Origin of the sequence: Nocardia sp. NBC_01503, assembly GCF_036327755.1 — a bacterium.
GTDB lineage: Bacteria > Actinomycetota > Actinomycetes > Mycobacteriales > Mycobacteriaceae > Nocardia.
Genome location: NZ_CP109596.1, coordinates 1497099 through 1512387, shown reverse-complemented (window position 1 = coordinate 1512387; position 15289 = coordinate 1497099). Strand labels below are relative to the sequence as shown.

Genomic DNA, 15289 nt, shown 5'->3' with positions numbered 1-15289 from the left:
GCGGTCGATCACGGAGTTTGCCTGTTCGTCCGGTTCCGGCAACCGCCCGGTTGGCTCGGATATGCGATGCTGAGGGTTGATCGGGACGAGCGAGGAGGACGGACGTGCGCTACGGCGGCCACCCGAGCAAGGAGCAGTTGCAGCGTAATTTCGACAGCATGCTGCAGCGGGTGCTGTCCGGCGAGGGTTTACGGACCGAGACCGGCCTCGATCAGCAGACCATGCAGGCGCTGCGTGCACTCCGGTCGGCCTATCCGAATGCCTCGCAGGAGCTCGAAGCGGCGGCTCGCCGGGCCTTCGCCGGCCAATTGGACGGCAGCAATGCCGCCGCGCGGCGCGCGGAGATGGATCGAATCATCGCCGAGCACGAATAGCCGTTCCATCGCATCCGTCTCGAATGTGACCGTCGAGGAGACGATTTACGCGTGACCACGAATCACGAGTTCAGCGAAGCAGTCATCGGCGAATCGATGCCTGAATCCGGCAGTGTGACAAAGGTTTCCGACCAGCAGGCCGAATTCGACCAGAGTGCGACGGAATCCGAGCCCGATGTCGGCTTCAACCTTACTCCCGATTCGGCCGACACCCCGGGTGCGATGGATGTCGCCGATCAGGCCCGGGGCGTGGCGCACCGCATCGCGCAGGAGTTGATGGCGCTGGGCCCCAATGGCTGGGACAGTGTGCACGCCGCCTTCGCCCTCACCGTGACCGGTCAACTGTCCCGCGTCACCTACTTCGACGATCAGCGCCAGCAGATCCGAATCCTGCCCTCGCAGGAGGTGCTGAACCTGGTCGCCACGCATCGCGCCGTCTCGGCCGAGCTCGGCGACGGCCCCTGGTGGCGTTTCGAAATGACGCTGACCGCCGCCGGTGAGCTGGAGGTCGATCACGACTACGGCGACGACCCCTTCCCGGATGACCAGCTCTTCGCCCCGCGGGAGTACCTGGCCGATCTGGAGGCGTATCCGCGCACGAGCCTGCCGACCTGGCTGGCCGCCTATGTGCACCATGACAATCGGCAGGGCCGCACCCCGCAGCAGGCCGCCGTCGCCGCCCGCGCCGATCGCGAATCAGGTGTGCTACCCGCGGTTTCGGAGAACGACTTCCCGGAGTTCGACCTGCTGTGGTCGCGCTGGTCCGCGCTGGCGGCGGCCTTCGTCGCCATCGGCTCGGACTGGGGTCCGCGCGTACTGCCGTCCTTCGGCTGGTTCGAGGGTTCGCGCCGCTCCGGCTCCTCGCTGTACGCCCTGCCGGGCGGTCGCGCGGTGCTCTCGGGCGGGGTCTGGAACGCCCCCGAACTCGATGCCGCCTACAACGGCCGGTCCGCGCTCCCGCGGTTGTACGCGGGCGCACCGGAGTGGGTTGCCAACTCGGTCTTGAACACTCGCGCCAGTGGCGGCCTGCTGACCTTCTGCTACTGGTGGGAGCGGGATCGCTGGTATCGCGCCGAATCCCCGCGCGCGACCGAACTGGCCGCCGCGGTTCCGGGCATCTGGACCACCGGAACCGTCTCGGACGTGATCTGCGGTCTACTCGCGGATGACCCGTCGCAATCGCTGCGATCCACTGTCACCGCCTACGTCGAGGCCGCCGAGCGCGGCGACGTCACCCGCACCCAACTCGCCGAAACCTTCGGTGACACAGCCGATCTGGATGGTGCGCACTATCAGCTCACCCTCTCCGGCGTCGCCCGTACCGGCCCCGAGCCGCTGCCGCGCGACGAAGCCGTCGCGGAGGTGCTGCGCCATATCGACACCAACGGCGTGGACACCACCGGATACCCCCTGGATCAGCTTCGCGCGGAACGCCTTCCGGTCGGATGGCTCGTTTACGCCCCCGCCGATCCGAATGAGATCTCCGTGCAGCGGGCATTGTTCTATATAGCGGATGACGGCGTGGTGGAGGCGGCGACCTCGGCCACCCCGCCATCGATCTACCTGTCCGGCTTCGAACAGCGCTTTCGTGCCAGGCACGCGTAACGGAATCGTGTGGATGGGTGGCTGAGTTGTACTGGTGCGCACTAATGTTCGACGGACACCTGAGGGTAGGAGCGGGACGTGGGTGACGAAGACAATCCTTGGCGGGGGCTGGCCCAACAGGCGCGCGGGGGCACCCTGAATCTCGGTGACGGAGTCGGGCAGGCAGCTGCCAAGATCGCCGCCGATGTGGCGAATACGCTGGGTATCGCGTTGACCTATCAACCACTGCTCACCGAGCACAAGGGCTTCGGCGACCATGCGATCCTGCCGTCGGCGGGGAATCTCGAGGATCGTTTCAATACGCAGGGCAAGAATCTCGGCGGCGTCCTCAAGCGGTATATCGACCTGGTGGAGGCCATGGCCGACACCATGATCGTGGCGGACCACAATTACAAGGCGACCGAAGAGGATTCCAAGGCCGAGTTCAACCGGTTCAAGAAAGAGTCCGCGGTACAACCGCCCTCCGGCGATCCGAAGCTGGTCAGCGGCACCAAACTCCCGGTGTGGAACTACGATTCGACTCCGCCGCTGGATGGCAAGCACGGGAATGCGGACCTGGTGAAGATCGCCAAGGAGAAGGGGCACTACGACGCCCTCGACCCGGAGGATCCGAACGGTAAGGACCGGGTGTGGCTCCATGCGGCGGGCGAGGGGATGAACCCGCAGCTAGTGGCCGATATCGGCGGCACCTGGCTGTCGGTGGCGGACAAGATCGACAAGAGCTTCGATCAGCTCACCACGCAGCTGGACAAAATGAAGGATGGCTGGAAGGGCCACGGCGGCAACGCCGCGCGCCGGGTGGCCGGGGAATTCAAGACCGAGGCCGACGGCCTCACCGCCGATATGCGCGCGATGGCGTCCAATCTGACCTACGTCGCGGGTTGGCTGGATAACACCAAGGTGCGGATGCCCAGTGCTCCAACAGATTTCGACTACGACCATCCTCAACGCGAGGAACGCATCCTCAAAGCCGCACGATCGGCCTTTCAGAACTTCTATGTGAACGGCATGATCGCGGGCAGTAAGGCGATTCCGCATCTGATCGACCCGTTGGCGCAGCTGCCCGGGCTCGCGACGAAGACCACGACCGATAACGGCGGTGGTGGCGGTGGTGGCGGTGGCGGTACCCCGAAGAACAAGCTCGGATTGACCGGGGCATCCCTGTCCGCCGATGCGTTGCAGCACAGCAAGTCCGATCCGAACGGCAAGAATCCGCAGAAAACCGATCCGAACCAGAAGGATCCGAACAAGACCGATCCCAACGGCAATAAGACGGATCCGAGCAAGACCGATCCGGGTAAGTCCGACCCCAATTCGACGGACCCGAGCAGGAACACCGGTGACGGTACGTCGCAACAGAGTTCGGGCGGATCCTCCGACGCGTCCCAGCTGACCAGCGCATTGCAGCAGGGCCTGCAGGGCCTGACCTCGACCGCGAATCAGGCGAAGACGACCGACCCCAGCTCCACGTTGGCGAGCCTGCCCAGCATGCTCAACAACCTCAAGGACATCGCCAAGGGCGGCGGCGGTCCCGGTGGCGGCGGTCCCGGCATCAGCCCGGCGGCCGCGCCCAAGGAGCTCACCTCGAAGTTGTTCCCGCGCGCCGCGCTCTCCACCGAGGTCGAGGGCGCCATCGCCTCGACCTCGCGAGCCGGAATCGCCACCGGCGGTGCGGCTCCCATGGGCGGCGGTATGGGTGGTGCGCCGATGGGTGGCGGCCACGGTGCGGGTGGTGCGGGCGGTCAGGGCAAGGAGCACAAGCGGCCCGAGTTCCTGGACTCCTCCGAATATCTGGAAGAGGCCATGGGTGCACCCCCGATCGTGGCGAAGCCCGTGGTGGAGGGTTGAGTCCCGTGCTTCGATCCTGGTCATTCACGGATCTGGAATTCCTGGCGCTATGGCAGGAGCGCGGTGCGGAGTTCCTGCCCGAGCCGCTCATGTTCAGCAGTCGAACCCAGTGGTGGAGTGAGCATCTGGACGCGATGGCGCGCACCCGGGACAGCCTCCCGCACGAGCGTGATCCCGAATGGCAGGACATCTTCGACACCCTGTCGCTGCCGGATGTCCGGATCGAGGTGCGCGGCCGCGACGGCCGGGACGCCTCCGACCCGAAGGGGAGCATCCGCCTGCTCGGCGCGCGGCGCGGCGATTTCGGCTACCTGGTCGTGCAGCAGCCCGGTGAAACGGTCAGTCACAGTGCGGGTTTCGATGTCACCGCCTGTGACGCCGGGCAGTTGGCGGCCGAATTGATTGCGGCACTGCCGGATGTCGCCGCGGGTCGCGGCCCCGAGCTGGTGCTCGCCGAATCCGCGGATATCGAGGACCATGACTACGCATTCGGCCTGTCCCCGGCGCACGAGACCATGGAGGGAACGGTCATCGACCGCGCCGCGGAGTTCCTGGCCGCACCCGCGGTCACCCGTGGCGTGATCGAAATCGTCCAGGGTTATTCGCGTTTCGGCCCGCGCGGTATCACCCGGCATCGGGTGGACTGGCGGGATCTGGTCGATGACGGCCGCTATGTGGTCACCGGTGACTATCCGCGGGTGGCGGCCCCCGCCGACCCGCGCCGCATGGTCGCGACCGTGCAAACCCGGATCGACGAGGTGCTCGTGGCCCTCGGAGACGAATAGCCGAGCCGGAATGACCAGCGAAAAGGAGGGTGCGCCAATGTCACTGGACGAGACCTCGTTCCCGACCGAGTTCACGCTCGCGTCGCGGACCGGAGCGGTGGTCGTCTGCACCACCGAGCAGGGCCTGCCGCTCGGAGTGAGCGTGGAGCGCGATCAACTGCGCGATGATCCGGCCGCGCTGGCCGCGGAGATCCTGCGGCTGTGCAAGCAATCCGCCGCCCGCGCCGGATCGCAACGCCGCGAGCAACTGCGCCAGGCCGGATTGGCCCCGGAGATGCTGGCGCTCACCGGATTGCCCACCGTGGCCGAGGTGACACGTCGAGAAATCGTAGAGGAGCAGGACTTCGATACCGAGCCGGACAGCTGGCTGCGTCCTATCTGATACCGGAAGTTCTCGCAGACTTTGATGTACTGCCCGAATCTTCGCTCTGTATAGTTTATTTCGAGTTGATCTTCCTGATGGGAGTCTCATGAGCAACCTCGCCGCCTCACCGGACGCGATTCGCCACTACGGCGATGTCTCCGCCGCCATGGCATCCACCATCGCCGGCGTCGCCGCCGCCGACCAGGCCGCCACCGTGGCCGCGGTCGTACCCGTCTTCGGCCTGATCGGGCAGGAATTCCTGCTGAGTTTCGCCGGCGCGCAGGGCAATCACTTCGCCGCGACCGCCGAGCTCGCCGCCGTGCACGCCGGTACCGCGGTCACCGCGCACGAAGCCGCCGCCGCCTACGATTCGGTCGAGGCGAAGTCCAGCGTGGACTTCCTCTCACTGACGCAGGAGCTATGAGCTCGCCGCAGGGCTCGCCCGATCCCACCGTCGCGGATATCCTGCGCGGCACCGATATCGGTTCGCTGCTGGACCGCCCGGTCAATGACATCCTGCGGGATCTCGGCCTGAGCACGCTGCCGCAATTGCCCGCCATGCCACCGCTGCCGGGTATGCCGGTACTGCCGGTGATCGATCTGACCGCGCTCACCCGCCCGCTCACCGATCTGGCGCAGGCCTTCGGCACCGGTCAGCTCAGCGGTGCGAGTGTCGATCCGACACAGGTGCTTTCGACCGTCTCGAGCGCGCTCCAGCAGATCATGACCATGGCCTCCTCGCTCATGGCGATGGCCTCGGGCGATTGGCAGGGCGCGGGCGCGACCAGCGCATTGGAGAAGGGCACCGCCGCCCAGGCGGACGCGGTGCAGTTGCAGACCCAGAACGGTGCGCAGAAGATGGTGCTCGGCGGTGCGGCCACCTCGGTGGCGACCGGCGCGGCCACCATGGCCACGATCATCGCCAAATTCCTCGCTTCGGTCGCGGCCTCCGCGCCCTTCCTGGTGACCCCGCCCGGACAGGCGTTCCTACTGGCCATGGCGACCGAGACCGCCGCCGAGGCAACGGCGGTGACCGCCAAGACCAAGGCCGAGCTGACCGTGCACAGCGCGAATATGACCACGGCCGGGCAGAAGGTGAAGGTCACCAACGCGCCCAGCGGCGTGGATTCGCTGTCGCAGGTGACGCAGCTGCTCAGTGTGCTCTCGCCGCTGGCCAGCGCCGCGAATACCGGTGTGCAGCAGGTGCAGTCGATCGCGCAGACGCTCACCGCCACCGACACCACCGATACGGTCGTGCCGGTGGATGACGCCCTCGACCCGAGCAAGGTCGGTGGGACCAGCCCGGGTGGCGGGATACCGCTCACCGGGCTCGGTGCCAGTGCGGCAACGCAATTGAGTCAGTGGACCGGTACCCGTTCCGCCGCGGCTCCGCCCGCGGCCCCGCCCGCCGCGGAACCGGCGGCGACCACGCGTGCCACGGCCATGTCCGGTCCCGGCATGATGGCACCGCCCATGGCCGGTGCCGGATTGGCTCCGCACTCGAACGAGGGCGAGGCCGATGCGGAGATCCGTTCGCAGATGGTCACCGGCGAGCACGGTGACGATGTGGTCGGCGATCTCGGCAATACGGGTGTTCCGGTGGTCGGCGCGGTGGGCTCCGCCAGCCCCCGGGTTCCCACCAGCACCGACTGATCGAGACCCGCGGGCGGTGATTCGCCTGCGGGACTTCAGCATCGGGTGTGCCCTGTCGGATCAGCCGGTAATGAGCCGAACGGCGGCGTCCTTGGTGGCCTCGTCCACCTCGTCCAGGCGGAACGCGCGCGCCATAATGTGCTCGACCAACTCCGGCTCCGGCGGCAGCCGATGTTTGCGCAGGTAGTGCGGCACCGAGCCGGACCACACCCACACCCCATCGGTCCGGAAGTTCAGCGGGACATCGCGCTGCTCCGGCGCGAACTCGTCCACATCGAAGCTGCGCGCGGCCAGCACCACCGGCGCGGACTCCAGATAACTCAGCAATTGATCCTGGAACCAGGGGATCACGGGCTCGCGAACGGCTACGGGGCGGCCGCTCTCATCGCGCCCGTCATACACCCGCGCCAGCCGCAGTTGCCCGGTGTGGTCAACCATGAATCCAAGCCCTCCCAATTAATCCGCTTGCGCCTCACGAAGCCTGTCCCGCAACCATTCCGGGGTGTGCTGCTCATCGCGAGGGTAGTGCTGGAAATCCAATGCGTATGCGCCCGCGGTCAATTGCGGCGTGAAATCCGGCTCATTGTCGTAGTCGAACTCGATGGTGTAATCGCCGGTGCGCTCGATGGAGTACCGCGCGGTGAACCACGCGCCCGTATCCGGCTGATACATCGCGGCGCGCAATTTATCGAACTCGCGCATGGCGACTTTGGGGACCGAATGCCGGGTGGCGGACCCGTCGGCGGCGATCGACTCCAGTCGCGCGCCGTCGATCTGCACGGTGCCGCGGAATTCGAATCGAATCCGGTGCCAGCCCGCCGGGACGGCATCCACCAGGGCGCGGCCGACCACCTGGAGCACGGCGGCCTGATCGAGCGGACCCAGCGAATCTTCCTGCACCATGTGATCGATCCTTCCACAGCCGGGGCGGTCGTCCACAACCTCCCGCGGCGCCGAGCCGCGCTATTGCCTGCGCGGCGGAATGTTCTTGAAACTCAGGGTGTCCACCAATACGCCGTCCACCAGGTACTCGACGTCAATGTAGGCCGGGGTCTTCATATTCGGCGAGTTCGGGTCGTAGTCGAGGTCGATTCGCACCTGGAGTAGGGGCGGCGGATCCTGTCCGAGCAGATGCTCCCAATGCCCCTCGAGTTTGCGCCAATTGTCCAGCGGCGTTGTTTCGCCCGGATCCTGATTCAAGCTGGTGAGCATCGGCACCATATTGATGGCCTCACCGGGCCCGCCGAATTCGGTGCCGAACAGGTGTCCGCCGTCGAAGGTGACGGCCGCGTACAGAATGACCTCGGAGAGTGAGGGGGTACGACCGAACTGGGTCTTGAACTGGTCGACGATATCTTTGTTGATCGCCGCGTATTCCTTACCGCCGACATGACCGATCGGGGTCTGGTCGGGTCCGCGCCGCCCCTCATCGGAGCCGAACAGATCCAGCTTGCCGTGGGCGACGACGACGCGGCCCTGGGTATCGGTGGTGTACTGGAAGCGCTCGTCGACCCGATAGGACGCCTCGGGGAACGGTCGTTTCAGGTCGGGGTTGAAACCGTCGCCGATCAGGCGGCGCTGCGCGAGATCGCGGGTCTGCTTACGCCCGGAATCGGTATGCACCTCGTGGACCAGGCCCTCGGGGCCGGTGACGAAAAGACCGCGGTCGCGTCCGGCCCGGTCGGTGACCCGATAGGCGGTGTTCACATCGAGCTTGATCGGCGCGCCGGTGCGGTCGTCCCTGCCGAAAGGCTTGCGCCGCTTGGGCGCGAGCGCATCGTCGGCCTTGATCTCCTTGACCGGCCGGTCTCCGATGATGTCCTCGTAGCTGCGGCGGTGCGGTTCATCGTCGGCGAACATATCGTCACGGAACGCGCTGCGGTCCCTGGCCCCCTCGGGGTTGAGGCCGTGCTTATCCGCCTCGGGTGTGCCGGGCGCGAAACCATCTTGTGCGGCAGTGACTTCGGTGCCGTCGGGGCGGTGGATCTGCCATTCGCCGTCGGGTGGAATGCGCGGGCGGCGGTTACCGTCGGGACCGATATCGGCGGTGCTGGTGTACACCCGGCCGTGCTCATCGGTCCAGACGGGTTTCGTGGCGGCCAGCACATCCACGCCCAGTGCGGCCGAGAGCCGGCTCGCGAAATCGTTGGCCGCGGCATCGCAGCCGATGACGCGAATGGGAGTTGTTCCATCCCAATCACTTCGGCGCACCAGGCCGGCATACTGCTCCGGACTGTAGGTCCGATCACCGATGCGGGCATTGCCGTCCTCGGTGATGTGTACATCGGCGCTGAAGTAGTTCGGATCGTGCGGAACGCGGCGCGCGAGGTCGGCCATGGCCGGATCGTCGCCGTGATGGGCGATACCGGCATCGGTCTGCTCGCCGAAACGGTCGGCTTCGTCCAGGCTCGAGTTCGGCTCGGCGGGGGTGGTCGTCTCCGGCCGCGGGACATTCTCGTTCTCATGCTGTGGCGCAACATGTTCGGCGTCCGGTTGGTGCGTGATCTCGGCCGGATGCGCCGCCACCGGATCGGGCGCGGGGTGGTACTCGATCACCATGCGATGCTCGGGCAGCGGGCGTGCGAACCCGGCCATGCGCTGGGTATCGAGGTTATTGCTGGCCCCGGCGTCGATGGTGTAGTCGTAATCGGTATTGCCCTCGCCCTCGAAGTGGGTCGACTCCACCACCCGGAAGGGATTGGCACTGTCGCCGTAATGGGCCTCGATGGCCTGCCAGAGTTTGGTGCCGAGGATATGCCCGCGATCGCCGGGGGTGCCGTTCTCCTCCTGCGGCTTCATATCCCACTGCACTTCGATGCGCCCGCCCGGCACCATCGCGTCGGCGAGTGCGGCGGCCATCGGGTGATATGCGGCGTCGGGCAGTTCGGCGCTGACATTGTTGATGTAGACGCGCGCTATCTGCCCATTGCCGGGACCGGCGAGAATGTTCCCGTCGAAGAGTAGATTGCCGAAGAGCATGACGCTGCCCGGCGCGGTGAGCGGTCCGGGATCGAGAATGCCGAGATCGCGGCGGCGCTGGCCCGCGATCGGGAACTCGGAGGCGAGTTCGGTCTTGATGATCAGCCCGCCACCGGAGCGATCGGCCTCCGGGGTCAGGTCGACGGCGAAGGCGCTGCGGCCCACGCCGACATCGACGGTATGCCCACCATCGACCGCGGCCGGCACCGTGGGGCGCCGCTGTAGCGGAATACGGGCATTGTCCTCGCCGAATGCGTTCTGCTGCAAGGGTAGTCGATGCTGCGGCTGTGGTCGCGGCATGACATCGACGGCCGATTTGCCATCCACGGCGTCGTGAACGACCACGGTGTACTCGGCATTGATCCCATTCTCGGCCGCGCCGCGATTGGCGCTGTCGATATCGCGCAGGAAGTCCCCGAGGGTGGTCGGCGCACCATCGACCATGAGCGTGCCCGTCGCATGATCCAGCACACCGGTGATGTGATCCGGTCCCTGCCCGAAAGCGTCTGCCGCATTATGCATTCGAGCGAAGTTCTCCGGTCCGAACGCCTGCCGGAAGTTCTCCGGTGTGGAGTTCTCGAAGGCATCGAGCGCCCGATGCAGCGCCCGCGCCCGATCCGGTCCGGTCAAACTCGGATCATTGATCACCGCATTGATCGGATTCAAGGCCGCGAGCAGCCCCGGCACCATCCGCCGAGCGGCCTTCGCCTCCGGCTCGAAGAGCGGATCGAAGAGCCGCCGCGACTGCTCCTCCCGCATCCGCCCATCCAGCCCCTGCCGCTCGGCTGTCACCACGTCGTCGGCGTGCTCGCCGGTCAACTGCTGCTCCAGCTGCGCCAAATGCCGCTCGGCCGCCTGATCGAACTGAGCATCGGTCAACCGCGGATCGAAGTCCGGGCGCTGCGAAAGCGCCCCGTCCTGCTCGAGCCGCAATCGCCGCGCCAACTCGGGGTCATGCGCCTGCAACAACTCCCGTGCTGTATCGGCTTGTGTGGGAACAGATTCGACGGGAGCCGGGTGCGCTGGATCGCTGAGTCCGAGGCGGTCGGTGAGGGCGCGCAGGTCCGAGCGCAGGCGTGGAAGTTCTTGTGCTCGTGCGGGATCGAAGGTGGCGGTATCGATTTGCGCGGTGAGCACGCGTAACTCGGCGAAGCGACCGCCGAGGTGCGGGGTGAGCTCGCTCGGGCGGTCGTCGTTCTGGTCGATATCGGGATCGAGGGAGATCTGCGGGTCGAGGCCGAGGCGGATCTCCGCCAGCTCATGCGCCACCGCGCGGACCACATCTTCGTCGCGGGCGTGCGGCGAGACCCGTACGTCGTAGCCGGAACCGTCGGGGCGGGCGTGGAACTCGGCGACCGCGCCATCCTCGGTCGGGCCTATCCGGACGGAGACGGTGCCGTGTTCGTCGGGGAGGACGAAGTGGTTCCGGTCGCGATTCCACGCCACGTCTTCCGGGGTGATCAAGCCGAGGTTGGCCTTGATCTCCTCGCGCAGGAAGTCCGGATCGAGCTCATCACCGGTCCGCGACTCGCCGTCGTAGTCGCCGATCGACGTGGACTGCCCGTGCTGCGGTGGCCTGCGCTCGCCGCCACGGGAGTCGCTCGGCAGGTCCGATCGGCCCGGACCGTGCTGGGTCGACGGATCGTGCACCGGGATCGGCACGACACCGGCGACGCTTCCATCCGCGGAATCCTCGCTGCCCCGGTGCGTTTCGCCGACCGAATCGAGTCCTTCCGGACCGATGTTCGTGGGCTGGTGGGCCAGGTCGGCGTGCTGACCGGCCACGTCGATCGGGCGACCGCTCGCGTCGATGGGGTGACCGGTCGCGTCAGTGCGTGAGTTGGCGGGATCGGCGGGCTGGCTGGCGTGATCGGCCGAATCGGTGGATTCGATCCCGGTGCGGCCCGCCTGCACCGGTCCCGCGGCATGCGGCTGATCGCCCAGCGCGCCGCGCGTCGAGTTGTTCGGCTGTGCCGCAACCGGTTTGGGTGCGGTGCCGTCTCCGGGCGCGATGGATCGGGCACCCGGGGCGGCCTTGGTTGTGTCGCCGGGCGCGCGGGTATCACCGCCTTGACTGGCAGTCGGGTTGGGGCCGGTGTTCGGGTTCGAGGTGCCGCGGGCATCGGGTGCGGCGTTGGGGCTCGCACTGTTCGGTGCGCCGGTATGTCCAGGCGTACCGCCCTGGCTCACACCGGGTGTGGTGCCGACCGCGCCATTTCCGGTGGTATCGGGGGAGGAGCCGGGCGAGGTGTTCGCCTCGGCCGGATGTGTGCCCTGCCCTTCGGGATTCGGCTCGTTCCGGCCCGCGACATCCTCGGACTTCGCCGGGGACTCATGACCCCGGGTGTCGGAGTCCGTGCCGTGCTCGCCATGCGTATCCGTGGATGCGCCGGGCTCATTCGTGGTCCCGCCGGTGTGATCCCCGCCGGGTGCTCTGCTGTCGGAGGAGTGCGTCGAATCTCCGCCGTCCCCGGTGTTAGCGGCGTCCACATCCGGTTTACCGTTCCGGCCGCCGCCGACGGCGGGGCCGTCCCCATTGCTCTGCGGCTGGTCCTGGCGATCATCGGTCGTATGCGCATCCTTGCCCGCGCCGGAATCGCCTTCGCCCACAGGTGAACTCGCGGGATGTGTGGCCGCGCCGCCCTGTTGACCGGAATCGCCTGTACCGCTTGGTTGCTGGCTGACGGGATCGGTAGCGCCATTGTTTCGCTGCGCGGGATCGGTCGAGCCGTCGGGTCGCTGCGCCGGATCGGTGGTGCCGTCCGGCCGCTGCCCGTTCACCGGATCGGTTGTCCCACCCGGTGTCCCGGGATTGGTCTCGGATCCACCGTGCACCGGCGAGTTGAAGCTCGCCGGTGAGCTCCCGTCGTTCGGTGATCCCACCGGCCGCCCACCGAAATCGGTATGGCCGGCGTATCCGTGCAGTGCACTGGGTCCGGCGCCGGAGAACGCGCCGCCGGTGAGCGACCGCGGATCGAATTCCCAATTGCCGGTGAGCAATCCGCCGCCGAGCCAAGCCCCGCCCGCCCCGGCCGCGCCCGCGCCCCACCCGGTGAGTGCCCCATTGAGTGATCCCCGCCAGCCGCCCATATTGGTCGGCAGGAAGTGATTCGCCCCCAATCCGAAGGCCCCACCGGTGCCGCCCGCGATCGCGGAGATGGCGGCATTGCTGCCCATGGCACCCCAGTCGTACCCGTCGGTGTGCCCGGTCTGCTGCTGAATGGTCTGCACCAGGAACTCCTGCGAGGTCCCCTGCAGTGCCTCGACCAACGCCTCCTGTCCGATCTCGTATACCAGCTTGGGAATGATCCGCTTCAGCACCTGATTGGTGATTCGGTCGGCGAGTGCCCGGGTGATCCGATTCGCCAACTGCTCGCCGAGCTCCCGGAACATCACCCGGGCGGTCGCGAAGATGGTGCCTTCGAGGGCGGGCGCGAACGGTCCGCTCGCCGCGGCCCAGGCGAGTTCGGCGACCAGCCAGGCCCCGGCGATATAGAAGTTCAGTTTGGCCGATTGCAGTTGATCGCCCATACCGTCGGCGGCCGCGGCCAGCGCGCGATAGTTCTCGCCGATCTCCTTGATCGATCCGTGGTGTTCGGGCTCCGCGCCATCGCGCAGCGGCAGCAGCCACTGCATGATCTTCTCGCCGCCCGTTCCCTCCGGATAGGCGTCGCCGAGTCCGCTGAGCAGGTGGTCGAGATCGGCTCGCAGGTCGTCGACCTGTCCGGCCACATCCTCGAGATCGCGCCCCATCTGCCACATGAGGTCTTCATTGCCGTGCGGCCAATCCGAGCCGACCAGCCATTCCAACCACTCCAGCCAGGACGGAAACTCCATCGCCACAGCACACCCCGGTGGTCGGTTCCGATCTTGGTGGGATCGACTGTGCCACAACGATGCAAGCGAACTCAATATGAACGGTGCATGAAAGTCGCTGGCGTGCGGCATCTCCGCGTCGTTCGAGAGCACCGGAAGATTCATTCGATGGTCGATGAACCGGGGTAGCGACGCGTCACGAACAGTCTCGCACCATGTCCTGAACTGCGGTGTGACAGGTGATATTGTCCGCCCCGGAAGGGAGTTCGCATGGGTGAAATACCAGGTGCGCGGGCCGAACTGGACCGGCTTGGTAGTTTGCTGCGCGCGCGATTGGTCGATCTCATCGGGTCATTGACCCCCGACGCGGATCTGTCCCTGCTCTTCCTCGACGAACCCACCGTCACCGATTGGCATGAACCACTCAAATACCGCTATTCGACAACTTTTCGCGGGCAGCGCGCCGCGGATGTGAGCGCCGAGGACACCGTGCGCCACGCCGCCGCCATGCTGGCGAACGCGGGCTGGGAGGTATCGGAGTCCCGCGAGGTGAATCGCACTCTGGTGACCGGATATTCGAATGGCAATACCCTCGAGATCCGGGTGCCCGATCAGGTGCCGACCGTACTGTTCAGCGCCGCCACCCCGGCCATGGCGCTGGCCGCCGCATCGGAGCCGGAGTGGCCGGATCCGGTCCGCACGGCCGCGACGCTCTCCTCACGCCATGTGCTCTGCTACGAATGCGACGGCCTGGGCCGCTGTCCGGAATGCGGTGGTCGCGGCTGGCTCTCGGATACCGCTGCCGGGCGGGTGACGTGTCCGGAGTGCTCGGGCGGTCGGCTATGCCCGGTCTGCCAGGGGGCCGGGCAATTGGCGATCTCGCGATTGCAGCCGTTCCAGCGGCGCTTCTACCCGGATCTGACCGAGTAGGTCACCAGCCGCTGCTGGTCGGACCCGAATTGCCCCGGGTGGAGTGCCAATCCTCGTAATCCACCGCATCGCTGAATTCCGGTGCGGGTTCGGCCTTTTGCGCGAGCCGCTCCTTGGCCTGCGGCGGCGCGAGCGAGGCCGGCTGCGGGATGGGCGCCTGCGATTCGAGATCGGGCATACCCTCGAAAAGCTCGGACAGCTTGGGCATCTTGGCCCGCTTGTCACTGAGCGGCCGCAGCAGCTCCTCGGTCTGACGCCGCATATCGGCCGAGGCCTGCTGCGCGGCGATCGTCACGGCCTTCGCGATCTCGTCATAACCGACGTCGGCGATATCGGAGGCGAACTTGGTGGCGATCACAATGCAGTCGGCATTGACGGTCACCGTCACCCGCCCACTGGTGGCGCTGGCCGTCAACAACGTCCGTTTACGCGACGCCTCGGCAATCTCGCGCATCTGCCGCGCGAACCCCTCCATAATCGAGGCGGCCTCGGCTTCCCCACGCTCCCTTACCAATTCGGCACCTACTTGAAGCTGTCGGTATTGCGATGCTCCATCGCGGCGAGCGCCTTCGCGGATTTACGCAGCCCCGTGGTCAGATTCCCGAACGAGGTCGAAAGATTCGCGGTGCCATCGGCCATATTGCCGGTCCCCGTGGTGAACCCCTTCTCGCCCTCGGCGAACTTGGCCCCGAATTCGTCATCCCCCCACGCGGACTGCCCCGGCGAAACCGCGTTCCGCGCCGCATCGGCGATATGCGCCAACCGATCCCGAATATCAGCGGCGGTCCCCGAAACTTCCCGCACCCGCCAAGCTTCCGCCCGCAATCTCCCAGCCATAGCAAGCCTTCCCGAGTCCGCCGCCTACCACACCGAGATCGACTCTGCCACAGCCCAATAGTGAGCACAACATGAACAACCATCCCCACCCCGTCAAC

The 15289-nt window shown here is 66.7% G+C and carries 13 protein-coding genes; 8 read left to right on the top strand and 5 right to left on the bottom strand.

Going from position 1 to position 15289, the window contains the following annotated elements; all coding sequences use genetic code 11:
• Positions 1-104 precede the first annotated feature (104 nt).
• The 7 genes from OHB26_RS06995 to OHB26_RS06965 all read left to right on the top strand — a co-directional run bounded on the left by OHB26_RS06995 (position 105) and on the right by OHB26_RS06965 (position 6629).
• A complete protein-coding gene (locus OHB26_RS06995; protein WP_330183405.1) occupies positions 105-374 on the top strand; it encodes a hypothetical protein in 270 nt (89 codons plus the stop codon).
• A gap of 51 nt (positions 375-425) precedes the next feature.
• Entirely contained in the window at positions 426-1979 is a 1554-nt protein-coding gene (locus OHB26_RS06990; RefSeq protein ID WP_330183404.1) for a hypothetical protein, read from the top strand.
• 78 nt (positions 1980-2057) lie between these two features.
• On the top strand, positions 2058-3827 hold the full coding sequence (locus OHB26_RS06985) for a WXG100 family type VII secretion target (protein ID WP_330183403.1): 1770 nt from the start codon (positions 2058-2060) through the stop codon (positions 3825-3827).
• Between the two features lie 5 nt (positions 3828-3832).
• Entirely contained in the window at positions 3833-4612 is a 780-nt protein-coding gene (locus OHB26_RS06980; protein ID WP_330183402.1) for an ESX secretion-associated protein EspG, read from the top strand.
• A gap of 37 nt (positions 4613-4649) precedes the next feature.
• Entirely contained in the window at positions 4650-4994 is a 345-nt protein-coding gene (locus OHB26_RS06975; protein WP_330183401.1) for a hypothetical protein, read from the top strand.
• 88 nt (positions 4995-5082) lie between these two features.
• Positions 5083-5400 carry a type VII secretion target gene (locus OHB26_RS06970; RefSeq protein WP_330183400.1) on the top strand — a complete coding sequence of 106 codons (318 nt, stop codon included), beginning with the start codon at positions 5083-5085 and terminating at the stop codon, positions 5398-5400.
• On the top strand, positions 5397-6629 hold the full coding sequence (locus tag OHB26_RS06965; protein ID WP_330183399.1) for a hypothetical protein: 1233 nt from the start codon (positions 5397-5399) through the stop codon (positions 6627-6629). The genes OHB26_RS06970 and OHB26_RS06965 overlap by 4 nt, the downstream gene beginning before the upstream one ends.
• 60 nt (positions 6630-6689) lie before the next feature.
• Here OHB26_RS06965 and OHB26_RS06960 read toward each other — a convergent pair whose 3' ends face one another.
• Genes OHB26_RS06960 through OHB26_RS06950 form a run of 3 tightly spaced genes read right to left on the bottom strand, consistent with a single transcriptional unit; the run spans position 6690 to position 13445 of the window.
• Positions 6690-7067: a hypothetical protein gene (locus tag OHB26_RS06960; protein ID WP_330183398.1), complete on the bottom strand. Its 378-nt coding sequence runs from the start codon at positions 7065-7067 to the stop codon at positions 6690-6692.
• A gap of 18 nt (positions 7068-7085) precedes the next feature.
• Positions 7086-7532 carry a hypothetical protein gene (locus tag OHB26_RS06955; protein ID WP_330183397.1) on the bottom strand — a complete coding sequence of 149 codons (447 nt, stop codon included), beginning with the start codon at positions 7530-7532 and terminating at the stop codon, positions 7086-7088.
• Between the two features lie 60 nt (positions 7533-7592).
• A complete protein-coding gene (locus tag OHB26_RS06950) occupies positions 7593-13445 on the bottom strand; it encodes a WXG100-like domain-containing protein (RefSeq protein ID WP_330185527.1) in 5853 nt (1950 codons plus the stop codon).
• Between the two features lie 249 nt (positions 13446-13694).
• Here OHB26_RS06950 and OHB26_RS06945 point away from each other — a divergent pair, with 249 nt between their 5' ends.
• Positions 13695-14354: a hypothetical protein gene (locus OHB26_RS06945; RefSeq protein ID WP_330183396.1), complete on the top strand. Its 660-nt coding sequence runs from the start codon at positions 13695-13697 to the stop codon at positions 14352-14354.
• A 1-nt stretch (position 14355) separates the two neighbouring features.
• Here OHB26_RS06945 and OHB26_RS06940 read toward each other — a convergent pair whose 3' ends face one another.
• Positions 14356-14868, bottom strand: coding sequence for a YbaB/EbfC family nucleoid-associated protein (locus tag OHB26_RS06940; RefSeq protein WP_330183395.1), 513 nt, complete (start codon positions 14866-14868; stop codon positions 14356-14358).
• An 8-nt stretch (positions 14869-14876) separates the two neighbouring features.
• Positions 14877-15158, bottom strand: coding sequence for a hypothetical protein (locus tag OHB26_RS06935; RefSeq protein ID WP_330183394.1), 282 nt, complete (start codon positions 15156-15158; stop codon positions 14877-14879).
• Positions 15159-15289 lie beyond the last annotated feature (131 nt).

Coding starts and splice junctions, on each gene's coding strand:
- OHB26_RS06975 (WP_330183401.1), top strand. CDS start 4,650: ATGTCACTGGACGAGACCTCGTTCCCGACCGAGTTCACGCTCGCGTCG.
- OHB26_RS06970 (WP_330183400.1), top strand. CDS start 5,083: ATGAGCAACCTCGCCGCCTCACCGGACGCGATTCGCCACTACGGCGAT.
- OHB26_RS06965 (WP_330183399.1), top strand. CDS start 5,397: ATGAGCTCGCCGCAGGGCTCGCCCGATCCCACCGTCGCGGATATCCTG.
- OHB26_RS06960 (WP_330183398.1), bottom strand. CDS start 7,067: ATGGTTGACCACACCGGGCAACTGCGGCTGGCGCGGGTGTATGACGGG.
- OHB26_RS06955 (WP_330183397.1), bottom strand. CDS start 7,532: ATGGTGCAGGAAGATTCGCTGGGTCCGCTCGATCAGGCCGCCGTGCTC.
- OHB26_RS06950 (WP_330185527.1), bottom strand. CDS start 13,445: ATGGAGTTTCCGTCCTGGCTGGAGTGGTTGGAATGGCTGGTCGGCTCG.
- OHB26_RS06945 (WP_330183396.1), top strand. CDS start 13,695: ATGGGTGAAATACCAGGTGCGCGGGCCGAACTGGACCGGCTTGGTAGT.